Annotated in this window: 9 protein-coding genes; 4 read left to right on the plus strand and 5 right to left on the minus strand. The window is 52.2% G+C overall.

The genetic code is table 11. The features are described 5' to 3' along the window. Positions 1-71 precede the first annotated feature (71 nt). Both ACO064_RS22230 and ACO064_RS22235 read left to right on the plus strand, forming a co-directional pair. Positions 72-1,859, plus strand: a complete 1,788-nt coding sequence (locus tag ACO064_RS22230) for a family 43 glycosylhydrolase (RefSeq protein WP_421829418.1) — start codon at positions 72-74, stop codon at positions 1,857-1,859. A 159-nt stretch (positions 1,860-2,018) separates the two neighbouring features. Beyond that, complete coding sequence (locus ACO064_RS22235) at positions 2,019-2,702, plus strand: 3-keto-disaccharide hydrolase (RefSeq protein WP_421829419.1); 684 nt, start codon at positions 2,019-2,021, stop codon at positions 2,700-2,702. Positions 2,703-2,766: 64 nt separating this feature from the next. Here the strand turns inward: ACO064_RS22235 and ACO064_RS22240 are convergent, their stop codons facing one another. From ACO064_RS22240 to ACO064_RS22250, 3 genes are read right to left on the minus strand one after another with little or no spacing between them, the layout of a single operon-like run. Continuing rightward, positions 2,767-2,976, minus strand: coding sequence for a hypothetical protein (locus ACO064_RS22240; RefSeq protein ID WP_421829420.1), 210 nt, complete (start codon positions 2,974-2,976; stop codon positions 2,767-2,769). After that, on the minus strand, positions 2,973-3,221 hold the full coding sequence (locus ACO064_RS22245) for a hypothetical protein (protein ID WP_421829421.1): 249 nt from the start codon (positions 3,219-3,221) through the stop codon (positions 2,973-2,975). The genes ACO064_RS22240 and ACO064_RS22245 overlap by 4 nt, the downstream gene beginning before the upstream one ends. A 24-nt stretch (positions 3,222-3,245) precedes the next feature. Beyond that, positions 3,246-4,682 carry an NADP-dependent isocitrate dehydrogenase gene (locus ACO064_RS22250; RefSeq protein ID WP_421829422.1) on the minus strand — a complete coding sequence of 479 codons (1,437 nt, stop codon included), beginning with the start codon at positions 4,680-4,682 and terminating at the stop codon, positions 3,246-3,248. A 90-nt stretch (positions 4,683-4,772) separates the two neighbouring features. Between ACO064_RS22250 and ACO064_RS22255 the strand changes: the two genes are divergently transcribed. Together ACO064_RS22255 and aqpZ are read left to right on the plus strand one after the other, a co-directional pair. Then, the gene (locus ACO064_RS22255) at positions 4,773-5,699 is read left to right on the plus strand and encodes a LysR substrate-binding domain-containing protein (protein ID WP_421829423.1); all 927 of its coding nucleotides are present in this window, start codon (positions 4,773-4,775) and stop codon (positions 5,697-5,699) included. Positions 5,700-5,790: 91 nt separating this feature from the next. After that, positions 5,791-6,492, plus strand: coding sequence for an aquaporin Z (aqpZ, locus tag ACO064_RS22260; RefSeq protein WP_421829424.1), 702 nt, complete (start codon positions 5,791-5,793; stop codon positions 6,490-6,492). Positions 6,493-6,661: 169 nt separating this feature from the next. Here the strand turns inward: aqpZ and ACO064_RS22265 are convergent, their stop codons facing one another. Together ACO064_RS22265 and treS are read right to left on the minus strand one after the other, a co-directional pair. Beyond that, positions 6,662-8,863 (minus strand): bifunctional alpha,alpha-trehalose-phosphate synthase (UDP-forming)/trehalose-phosphatase, encoded by a 2,202-nt coding sequence (locus tag ACO064_RS22265; RefSeq protein ID WP_421829425.1) that lies wholly within the window; start codon positions 8,861-8,863, stop codon positions 6,662-6,664. A gap of 199 nt (positions 8,864-9,062) precedes the next feature. Further along, on the minus strand, positions 9,063-12,374 hold the full coding sequence (gene treS / locus ACO064_RS22270) for a maltose alpha-D-glucosyltransferase (protein ID WP_421829426.1): 3,312 nt from the start codon (positions 12,372-12,374) through the stop codon (positions 9,063-9,065). Between the last annotated feature and the right edge of the window lie 225 nt (positions 12,375-12,599).

Here is a 12,599-nt window from a genome sequence, read left to right on the forward strand (position 1 = left end):
TTGTCCCGTACTTGCAAGCGGAGAAATGGATTCCATAGCCAGGTGGACTGGTTATCGAAAACAGGAGAGTTATGAAAAAAATCATTCTGAAAAAGACCTTGCTGTTTGCTCTTCTTTGGTTCGTCGGGGCTTCCGGCCTGGCCCAGCAACGGACCTACTGCAACCCGATGGACATCAGTTACCGGTATAATTTTGAGCAGTTGAACGAACGGATTTCGTACCGCTCCGGGGCCGATCCCGTCATTATCAACCACAAGGTGGGCAACAAACCGGGCGAGTACTTTCTGTTCGTCACCATTTCCGGGGGCTGGTGGAAATCGAAGGATCTGGTCAGTTGGCAATACGTCGTGCCTGATAAATGGCCGATGGAAGACATGTGTGCGCCGGCCGCCCTGTCGGTGCGCGATACGCTGTTTCTGTTTCAGTCGACGTTTGAGCAACGCCCCATTTTTTATTCGACCGAACCCGAAAAAGGCAAGCTCAAATTCTATAACCGCTGGCTGCCGCGCCTGCCCAAAGACATCGGCCCCTGGGACCCGGCACTTTTCCACGATCCGGATACCGACAAGTGGTTTATGTACTGGGGTTCCTCGAATGTGTATCCGATTTTTGGCGCCGAACTCGACCACCGCCGTCGGCTGACCTACCTGAACCCGGAACCGTCGAAAGCCTACCAGCCGATGTTCTGGCTCGATCCCTGGCAACACGGCTGGGAGCGTTTCGGTCCAAACCATTCCGACCCCATCAAACCGTTTACGGAAGGCGCCTGGATGACGAAACACAATGGCAAGTACTACCTGCAATACGGAGCGCCCGGAACCGAATACAACGTGTATGCCAACGGCACCTATGTCGGCAAAGATCCGCTGGGACCCTTTGAATACGCGCCCTACAACCCCATTGCCTACAAACCGGGAGGCTACGCCACCGGCACCGGCCACGGAAACACGTTTCAGGACAATTTTGGCAACTACTGGAATACCGGCACCACCTGGCTGGGCATCGTCTGGGGCATGGAACGACGGATTGTCATGCACCCCGCCGGTTTTGACAAAGACGACCAGCTTTACGCCAACACTCGTTTCGGGGACTTTCCGCATCATCTTTCTACCGGAAAGTGGGAGAACAGCAACGTACTCTTTACGGGCTGGATGTTGCTGAATTACCGGAAACCGGTTATGGCTTCCTCGACGCTGGATACCCTGCGCGCAGAATTGACGGTGGACGAAAACCCGCGGACGTTCTGGGTGCCGACCCAAAACAAAGCCGGTGAGACCCTGACTACCGACCTCGGTGCCGAACACGACATCCGGGCGGTGCAGGTCAATTACGTCGATTACAAAAACACCATTTTCGACAGTGATTCTACTGTTTATACCCAGTTTCGGTTGTATGCGTCGAAAGATGGAAAGAAGTGGGACAAAATTGCCGATCTGACATCGGAGCCCAAACGCGACCGCGCCTGTGCCTATGTGGAACTGCCCCGGCCGGTGCGCGGGCGGTATGTGCGGTATGAACACGTGTATACGGCGGGTCCCTACGTGGCCATCAACGGTTTTCGGGTTTTTGGCAACGGGTTAGGAAAAGCCCCGGCGACGCCCGTAAAACTAGCGGCCGTCCGGCAGAAAGACCAGCGAAATGCCGATATTGCCTGGGAAAAAGTGCCCGGCGCGGTGGGCTACAACATTCTGTGGGGCATTGCCAAAGACAAGCTGTATCAGACCTATCAAATCTGGAACGACCAGCCCAATAAACTGGAGTTGAGGGCGTTGAATGTGGGCGTGCCGTATTATTTCGCCATTGAGTCGTTCAACGAAAACGGCGTGTCAACGGTTAGCGAAGTCATTGGTCCCCGGTAAAAATGGAATACGAATTCTTCAGGTTCATGTCCCGGTTTTTGACCATTGATTCGTTCCTCATTCACGCCGGAACGCCCGGATGGTTTGATAAAACTTTTCTTTTTCAAAAAAGACCCTCAACTTCGGGTCGCTAAATCGAGTTTGAAACCAACCAATTCCATGAACAAAATTCTAGTACTGATTTGCTGTTTGCTAACCGGGCTGGCCGTTGCCCAAACCGCGCCGAAACACCCCGATACGTCCGGGAACGACTGGCAACCGCTTTTTGCCGCCGATTTGTCCGACGCCGGTTTTCCGAAAGGCATCTGGAGCGTTGAAAACGGCGTTCTGACGGCCACGGAAGATATTCCGATCTGGACCAAAAAAACGTATAAAAACTTCGTGCTGGACCTGGAATTCAAGAATGCACCCGGCACCAACAGTGGGGTTTTCGTCTACTGCAGCGATACCGCCAATTTTATTCCGAACTCGGTGGAGATTCAGATTGCCGACGACTACAGCGAACAGTGGTCGAAAGCCCCGGCGTCGTGGCAATGCGGAGCGTTTTTCGGTCACAAACCTGCCATGCTGCCCAAGGTGGTCAAATCGGCGGGCGAATGGAACCGCTACACGATCACCTGCCAGGGAAAAAACATCACGGTTTTGCTGAACGGTCAACTCGTCAACCAGATCGACATGAGCCTGTGGACCTCCGGCAAGACCAATCCCGACGGGTCGGAAATTCCGAACTGGCTCAACAAGCCCTGGGCCACGCTGCCGAATGAAGGGTATGTCGGTTTTCAGGGCAAACACGCCGGTGCGCCGATTTACTTCAAGAATATGAAAATTAAAACGTTGCCATAACCAGCGTTGCCAGAGTCTGCCGACCCGGAAAAAACGCAACCGGGTCGGCAGACCGATCAAAAGTTTAGTGAGTCGTCAGACTTCGCAGCAGGTTTGCGCTGCAAATAATCGACAGAACTTTGAGGACTTCCCGCGGCAAAATATCGTCCCGCATCACGAAAGCCGCCACCAGACAGGCTCCCGAAACACTGCACTGGAAAATGATTGGTAAAACCGGTAAGCGGGACTCGAGCCGGGCACTCAGCATCCGGGCGTTGAGCAGGAACTTTTTCATGACAGCCTGATCGTTAGAACTGAATCAATCGAAACCGGCCCACTGCTGGATTGAATGGCCTGCCGAAACTCAAAGAGATCTTTCTGCAAGGTTTTGATCCGCTTTTCCCGCATTTTGACGTCTTCCTCGCTGCTGTTGCTGCCGATCTTACTTTCGTGGTATTTGATTTTAACATGTACCATTTCTGTAAGGAGTTGAATGGAATCCCGGGCCGAAAACTGACCCTGAATGAGCTGCATTTCCATGATATGCCAAGTGAGTTTGATGAATTATTGACCTTGCCCCAGCGAAAAGGCGGGTTTTCCGTTAAAATCGTACAGATTCTCCGTCTTGATGGTGTCAATGTTATTTTCGACGGCTTTGACCAAAAGGAAAATAAGATCCAGTTTATTCAGGGTTTTCCTTTTGGCGGGTTTGAAACGACACCGCCAGTGGTCGGTACAAAACGTTTCTGAAAAGCCGTCGGGCCATACTTTGATGCCGCGGTTGGTGATCATGGAAAGTGTCGTTTTTTCAGATTCCAGCGGTTTCAGCAACCGGGCAAGCTCGTCCGGATTGGTACCATTCCAATGAACAAAGACATCGACGCCTACCAGTTCTTTTCGGGCGGGCGGTTTTCGCTGGTATTTAGGCAGATTTAACGGCGTTCCATTGGCCAGATTAACGGCTTTCAGGGTTGACGGTTTCTGCCCCAGATTGGCAATAACCGCCTGCGCAAATTCTTTTGTGCCTACTTTTTGCGTGCTGATGCCTTCTTTGTAAAGGTCATACGTATGAATGCCGTCTTCGATGGTTTTTAGCCAGGCATTCTGCACCTTTTCGGCCACGTCGGTTTGCCCGATGTGAATCAGCATCATGACCGCGCCCTGAAGCAACCCCGACGGATTGGCCAGATTTTGCCCGGCCCGGCGCGGAGCCGACCCGTGAATGGCTTCAAACATGGCGCATTCTTCACCCAGGTTCGCTGACCCGGCCAGCCCCACCGATCCCGCGATTTGAGCCGCTACATCCGAAAGCACATCGCCGTATAAATTGGGCATGACAATGACATCGAAAAGTTCGGGCGTATCGGCCATCTTGGCGGCTCCGATATCAATGATCCAGTGTTCATTTTCGATGTCGGGGTATTCGACGGCAATCTCGTCGAACACCTGGTGAAACAAGCCATCCGTTTGCTTCATAATGTTGTCTTTGGTGAAGCAGGTTACTTTCTTGCGCTCATACTGACGGGCGTATTCGAACGCATACCGGATGATTTTTTCGCAACCCGGTCGGCTGATGAGCTTGAGGCATTGCACCACTTCGTCGGTTTGCTGGTGTTCAATACCGGCATACAGATCTTCTTCGTTTTCCCGCACAATCACCAGATCCATGTGCGGGTGTTTGGTTTTGACGTATGGATGGAGACTCAGGCAGGGCCGGACATTGGCGTAGAGACCTAAAAATTTGCGGGTGGTAACGTTCAGGCTTTTGTACCCTCCGCCCTGCGGGGTGGTGATGGGCGCTTTCAAAAATACCTTGTTTCGCCGGATGACTTCCCACGATTCTTTGGCAATCCCCGCTGAATTACCGGCCAGGTAGACCTGTTCGCCCACCTGAATCTCATCCAGTTCGAGTTGCGCACCTGCCGCCAGAATAATGTCGAGCGTGGCATCCATGATTTCGGGACCAATGCCGTCGCCCTTTGCAACTGTAATTCGTATCATTTTAATAAGCAGTTATTGATGCGACAAAATTGCAGCGTCCGGATTATATATTTTTATTTATGTTTGTAATGATATGTATAAAAAATATTTATGAACTATACCCTGAATCAGCTTCGCATTTTTTCAACGATCGTTCAAAATCAGAGCATTACCAAAGCTGCCGAAGCACTGCATCTGACCCAACCGGCCGTTTCAATCCAACTGAAAAATTTTCAGAATCAATTTGAAATTCCGCTGACGGAAGTGATCGGGAAGAAGTTATACATCACGGATTTTGGGAAAGAAATTGCCGTTGCGGCCGAAAACATCCTGAATGAAGTCTACGCCATTAATTACAAAACCCTGGCTTATAAGGGACAACTAACGGGACGCCTGAAAATTTCGGTGGTTAGTACCGGTAAATACGTAATGCCGTATTTTTTGACCGACTTTATAAAGCAGCATCCGGGCATCGAACTGGTGCTGGATGTGACGAACAAATCAAAAGTGATTAGCAGTCTGGAGAACAATGAAGTTGACTTCTCGCTGGTTTCCGTCTTACCGAATCAGTTGGCCATCAGCCAGATTGAACTGATGCAGAATAAGCTGTATCTGGTGGGGAGTCGGGAGACGGACGTTGGCCCGAAACCGTACACGATGCGCCTGTTCGAGACCATTCCGCTAATTTACCGGGAAGCAGGCTCCGGTACCCGGCTGGTGATGGAGCGGTATCTGGAAAACAGCGGGCTAACGGTTTTGAAAAAGATGGAACTGACTTCCAATGAAGCCGTAAAACAGGCGGTTATTGCCGGGTTAGGCTATTCCGTGATGCCGCTGATCGGCATTAAAAATGAGCTCGAAAACGGTCAGCTCCGGATTATTCCGGTTGAGAATTTCCCCATCAAATCGGTTTGGAGTCTGATCTGGCTTTCCCATAAAAAAATGTCGCCCGCTGCCGGTATGTATCTGACCTACGTTAAAAAGCAGAAGGATGCAATCATACGGGAGCGCTTTAACTGGTTTGAAAATTACCAGTAGCGTTTTTCTTCGGTTACCTGTGACTTAATCCGGTTTTTGGGGTCAAAAGAATGGGCCAACAAACCCTTTCTCTTAAACTTAAAAACTGTCTATGAAAAAGTCATTGGCCGAACTGATCGGCACCTTTTCTCTGGTTCTCTTTGGCTGCGGAGCCGCCAGCATTTCCGGAATTTCGACCACCGGACCCGCCGGTATCGGCTTGTTGGGCATTTCGTTTGCCTTTGGGCTGGCGGTGGTGGTGATGGCCTACGCCATTGGCCCCGTGTCGGGCTGCCACATCAATCCGGCCATTACGATTGCCATGCTGGTGGCCGGAAAAATCAGCGTCAGTGATGCCATCACCTACATCATTGCGCAGTTTATTGGGGCCACGCTGGGGGCGGGGGTTCTGTATCTGATTCAGAGCGGGGCTCCCGGTTTTTCGATGGGCCAATGGGCGCTCGGTTCCAACGGCTGGGGTCCCGGCTACCTGGGAGCCTACAGCACCTCCTCCGCTTTCATCACGGAAGCTGTCCTGACGTTTTTGTTTCTGCTGGTTATTTTCAAAACGACGTCGCGGCTGGGCAACAGCAACATGGCCGGTCTGGCAATTGGTCTGACGCTGGTGCTGATTCACCTGGTGGCTATTCCAGTCACGGGAACGTCGGTCAACCCCGCGCGGAGTTTTGGCCCGGCAATTTTTGCGGGCGGTCTGGCCCTCAAACAATTGTGGCTGTTCATCGTGGCTCCGATCGTGGGCGGAATTGTAGCCGCATTGTTTTATAAAGGTGTTTTTGAAGAAAAGAAAAAATAAAAAAGATTCTACAAGATGAATCCTCCCGATGGGATTTTTGGTGTTCCTGCGGAGTTCAGGTTGCACCACACGTCCCATCGGGAGGGCTCATTTTGCAGGAAGCGTATCCGATGACGTCAGGAGGATGGTCTCAAATTTTAATGCCTTTTTTTGTATCAATCCGGGTTAATTAAAGCGGCATATTTTCGGCACTGAAGTCTTTCAGCAACGCCAGAACTTCCTGAACATTTTCGACCCGATGAGCGGCATGGGTGCTGCCGGGGCCAACCTTGACGGTATACTGGTTTTCCAGCGTCAGGGCCGTAAACATATCTTCGTCGGTGCGATCGTCGCCGATGGCCAGCACAAAGTCATAAGGGCGAGCCAGCGATAATTGCTTGGCCACCTTGCCTTTATCGGTCTCGGTACTTTTGATTTCGACCACGCAATTGCCATCGATCACCCGCAACTGGTAGGGCAGCAGGTTTTCGAGCGTGGTGATCAACTCGCGGGACCGCACAAAGCCGGTTTCTGATTCGGCAGAGCGGTAATGCCAGGCCAGCGAATGACTTTTTTCTTCAATAAATGAACCGGGGCAGCGGGTTACAAAATCGATCAGAACCGGGCTGACAATCTCCTTCCACGAACCGTCGTCCAGAATATCCCGTCGCCACAACCCCTGCTGCTTGATGTACGAACCGTGTTCGGCCACCATGTCGATGGGCAGAAATCCCAGCCATTCGTCGAGCGTCTGCTGGTCGCGTCCGCTGATGATCACCACGTAATTTTCCCGGCGGCTCGCCAGCCTACCCAGCACGTTGATCACTTCGATGGGCGGAGCGGCCAGCTCCGGTTTGGTCTTGTAGTTCACCAGCGTGCCGTCATAATCGAGCAGCAACAGCCGCGAACGGGCCTGCGCGTAGCGTTCCTGGAGGGAGAAATTGGTTTGTGATTTCAAGAGCGGGGCGGGTTCAGTCTGTTGGGTACTTTGCAGATTCAATAAACAGTCGACAAAACTACCGGCCCATTTTTTAACGTCATATTCCTTCAACCGACGTTGCATGATGGCAATCCGGCGGGCCTGTTCTTCCGGTTCCATTTCCAGGGCAATTTTCATTTTGTCCGCCACTTCGTTTTCATCCATCGGATTGATATGCAGGGCCGTGCTCATTTCGTTGGCGGCCCCGGTCATTTCACTCAGGATCAACACGCCCTGGTGGTCTTTGCGAGCCGCCACAAACTCCTTGGCAACTAGATTCATCCCGTCGCGAATGGGCGTAATCAGGGCCACATCGCAAGCTGTGTAGAGTGCGAGCAACTGCGGAAAAGGCACCGAACCGTAGCGGTAGACAATGGGCCGCCAGATCAGGGTTCCGTATTTGCCGTTGATTCGCCCGACGGCCTGTTCGATCATCACTTTCCGTTCGCCGTATTTCAGAATTTCATCGCGGGAGGGCACCACCACCAGAATAAACGTCAACCGCTCCGTCCATTCGGGGTAGCGTTGCAAGAAGGCTTCCAGCGCATCGAGCCGCTGCATGACGCCCTTGGTATAGTCCAGCCGATCGACCGAAAAAATGATCTTGTTATCTTTGTAGGCATTCTTTAAAGCCGCCCGTTCTTCCACCACATCCGCGTTGTCGTAGGCGTCGTGGTAGAGCGAATAGTTAATGCCAACCGGAAACGCATCCGACTGAATAAGCCGGTTCTGGTAGTTGATCTTCCAGATTTTGTGCTGAACGCCGAGGTTGATCTGGACGGATTGCAGAAAATGAATGTTGTAGTCGTTGGTATGAAAACCGACCAGATCGGCGCCCAGCAAGCCTGTGAGCAGGTATTGCTTGCATTTCTGGGGCAGAATTCGGATCAGTTCGTAGGAAGGGAAGGGAATGTGCAGGAAAAAACCGATCGTCGCATCGGGCTTCTTTTCACGAATCAACTTCGGCAAACCCATGAAGTGATAGTCGTGTATCCAAACGATGTCCTGGGGTTTCATCAGTTGCGCAACGGCTTCGCTGACGGCTTCGTTGGCTTTCTGATAGGCTACAAAATCCTTTTCCTGATAGTCGACGTAGGTCGTAAAATAGTGAAAAAGGGGCCAGATGACCGAATTGGAAAAACCGTTGTAGAAATCCTGCTGAATTTTGCGGTCTAAAAAAACCGGCACATACTCAAAGTCATCGTTGAGGAGATGTTTGTGTTTTTCCCAGGTTCGGCGGGAGAAATCGGCGCAGCCCACCCAAACCGGTTTTTCTTGGGCGCCTGTGAAATCCAGCGATTTCATGGCCGTCACCAATCCTCCTGAGGATGCTTTCAGCGTCGTACTACCGGAGGTGGTTTCAAAGGCGAAAGGCAGCCGGTACGAAACGATGATAAGTCTATTGTTCTTCATAATGAATGGTTTATACTAATCACGTTGGGTAATTAAATAAGACCATTTAGCGGGGAATGGTTCGGAAAACACCCGGATTAGAATTTTTCTAATCCGGGTAACCGCCACCTTCAGAATGCTAAATTTTGTATCTAAACTTCTGATTAACAATGATTTGCGAGATTGTCAGAAGTTCGCCTGATCGGATTTGTCAGGCCTTTCAATCAAGGATCGTTTTGATGATTCGGACCGGAGCCAGCACCCGGTCCGGACGGTTGGCCAGGTCATCACTGAGGTCAAACATGGCTCGTTCCAGCAGATAGGCTTCCAGCATAACCCGAAGATCATCCCGGTTTTTCGGATAGAAATTCGCTTCCTCAACGGTGTCGAGGTACGCTCTCAGGAAGATCTGGCTGATCTGGTACGCCCACCAGTCGGCAAACGACAGCAGGGTTTTAATGTCCTCCTTCGGAACCTGGTTGGTGGCCAGAAATCCTTCGATAGCAACGTAATAAAACGACCGGATCATGGCGGCAGCATCCCGCAACGGCGACCGCTTGATGCGCCGGGTGCTGAAACTCCGCAGCGGATTGCCGCCAAAATCCTGAATAGCAAGGTCCCGGCCCGTGAGCAGCACTTGCCCCAGGTGGTAATTCCCGTGAATCCGAATCTTCAGCGCATCCAGTTTGTGGTCATAAATCCGCTTCATGGCGGCCAAAACCGCCTGCTTTTTGTCGAGAATATCCTCCACTTCCTGGCGGCTGTCGTCCGGCAAATCCTTCAGGTTCTTGGTCTGGCTCTGGTAACTTTCCCGAACGAGCGACTGCATACCGGAAAAGAGTGACCGCTGGTAGTGCAGCGAGAACTCCTCGGGGGCAAAGTCCCTGTTGGTGGTGTTGGCCAGCGCCAGATGCATCTGCCCCGTGCGAATCCCTAGCAAACGGGCCTCTTCCGAAGCCGTGCCGCCCAGCAATTCCCGGCTTTCGGCGGTTAGTTCGTCAAAACTGAGGGGCTCACCCCAGTTTCCCTGCCGACCGATGGATGCCAGTGTCTCTTTGTTCCGCGCCAGAATCCGCTCGATGAAGTTGTGAATCCGTTCCAGCATAAAGCTATGGCCGTCGCCGTGGTTTTCAACCATCACCTCCATCATGCCCAACGCGATCGAGCCTTTCTCAGACTGCCATTCGATGGTGCCGATAAACGATGGAACGTACTCAAAATGGGCTTCATCACTCAAAAACCGGGTGATTTCCACGTCTGGGTTCAGGTTCCAGTCCACTTTTCGGTACATTTTCAGGAAAAACTGGTTGTCGTAGGCAATGGCCGTGTAGTCCCGGTCGGCGGTGTGCATTTTGGATTTGATGTCTCCGGCGTTCAACGGATAGCTCGTCAGCCTGTCGTTCCCGCTAAAAACCAGCTTGCCATTTTTGGCCGGAATGGCCTGGTTCGCGGCCATTTTGGTAAAGAGCAACTGATGCAACTTGGCGGTGAAGAAAGCATCGCAGAGCAATCCTTCCTGGTCACCAATTCTCAAGCTTGCCAAAACCGCCTGTGGGCAACTCATGGCGATCTGGCTGGCCCGGTCGCCCTGCACAAACACGACCGGAACCTGGTATAATTCGGGCAAACCCTGTTCATACGAGACTTCGACCAGCAGGAGCGAGCCAGTTTTGTCGTCCAGGTGGATAACGGCCTGGTCGGTGATGGCAAAGTTGTCGATTTCCCGGCCTTTGCCGACGAACCAGTGGGCCTTCGTCATGTAGTTCGGCAGAATCTCGTTTTCGAGCGCCGTCCGGGCCTTGGTCTGCGTCAGGTCTTCCCATTTCGCCAGGGTCAGCGACGGCAGCGCATTTTCCAGGTCGATATCCGGGTGGGCTTTTTGCAGCGAAAACCACTGGTAATCATAGGGTGCGAGCGTAAACGGATAGGGGCTGTCTTCCCGAATGACCGGAAACCGGTTTTTGCTGAACAGTTCAACCGGCCGGTAGCCTTTGTAGTCGACCAGATCGATCTCCGCCGGTTGCGAGTGTTTGGACAGGTTGACCACAATCAGCAGCGTCTCGTCTTCGTAGCTGCGGGTAAAGGCCAGCACTTTCGGATTTTCGACGTTCAGAAACTTCAGGTTGCCGCGCCCAAACGCTTTGTACCGCTTGCGCATGTTGATCATCCGTTTCGTAAACCAGAGCAGCGACGAGGTGTTTTGCCACTGCGTTTCCACGTTCACGGCTTCGTAGTGGTAGGCCGGATCGAGAATCACCGGTAGGTACAATTTCTGCGGGTTGGTCACCGAAAAACCGGCATTCCGGTCGGGCGACCACTGCATCGGGGTCCGAACGCCATCGCGGTCGCCCAGATACACGTTGTCGCCCATCCCAATTTCGTCGCCATAATACAAAACCGGCGTACCGGCCAGCGAAAACAGCAGACTGTTCAGCAGCTCGATTTTCCGCCGGTCGTTGTCCATCAGCGGAGCCAGCCGGTGCCGGATGCCCAGGTTGATGCGCGCTTTCGGATTTTTGGCATACATCTTATACATGTAATCCCGCTCGTCGTCGGTCACCATTTCGAGCGTTAACTCGTCGTGGTTGCGGAGGAAAATGGCCCACTGACAGGTTTCCGGAATGTCGGGCGTCTGGTCGAAAATGTCGGTAATCGGATAGCGATCTTCCATCTGAACGGCCATAAACATCCGGGGCATCACCGGGAAGTGGTAGTTCATGTGGCACTCATCGCCATCGCCGAAATACGAAGCCGAATCCTCCGGCCACATGTTCGCTTCGGCCAGAAAGATGGTTCCCGGAAAATGCTCGTCGATGTGTTTGCGCAGGGTTTTCAGGTAGGCATGCGTTTCCGCCAGATTTTCGCCGTTGGTGCCTTCCCGTTCAAAAAGATAGGGTACGGCATCGAGCCGAAAACCGTCCACGCCCATCTTGCACCAGTAATCCAGAATTTTGATTATTTCGTCCTGAACCAGCGGATTGTCGTAATTCAAGTCAGGTTGGTGGTGGAAAAACCGGTGCCAGTAATATTGCTGAGCCACGGGGTCCCAGGTCCAGTTGGAGGCTTCGAAATCCTGGAAAATAATCCGGACATCCTTGTATTGACTGGGGTCGTCGGTCCAGACGTAGTAGTCGCGTTCGGGTGATCCTTTCGGGGCTTTCCGCGCCCGCTGAAACCACGGGTGCTGATCGGAAGTATGGTTGATGACGAGTTCTGTAATCACTTTCAGGTTGCGGTTGTGCGCTTCCTGCAAAAATTCCTGAAACTGCTCAATGTTGCCGTATGAGGGATTGATGCTGTAATAATCGGCGATGTCGTAGCCGTCATCGCGCAGGGGCGACGGGTAGAAGGGCAGTACCCAGATGGCCGTAACGCCCAGATCCTGCAAATAATCCAGTTTTTCCAGCAATCCCCCGAAATCCCCTATGCCGTCGCCACTGCTGTCGCGAAAGGCTTTGATGTGTAATTCGTAGATGATGGCATCTTTATACCAGTGAAGTTTATCGTCTAAGCCAGCTTTGTTCGTCGCCATATTTCTTTCGTCAAAAGTCCTGTTTCAATCAGTCTACCTATTAAAACTAACTTATACGGGAGCGAGATGTTTGGGAAAACCGCTTATTCCGGTCATATACCGTGTCCTTGGGATGCAATCCGGTTCGTGTCCCGTTTTCCCGGACTGCAACCCGGTTGGTATCGCGTCTCCCCGGTGTGCAATCCGGTTGGTGTCGCATTTCCCCGGATTGCAATCCGGTTGGTG

The sequence above is a fragment of the Larkinella sp. genome (assembly GCF_965227735.1).
Taxonomy (GTDB): domain Bacteria; phylum Bacteroidota; class Bacteroidia; order Cytophagales; family Spirosomataceae; genus Larkinella.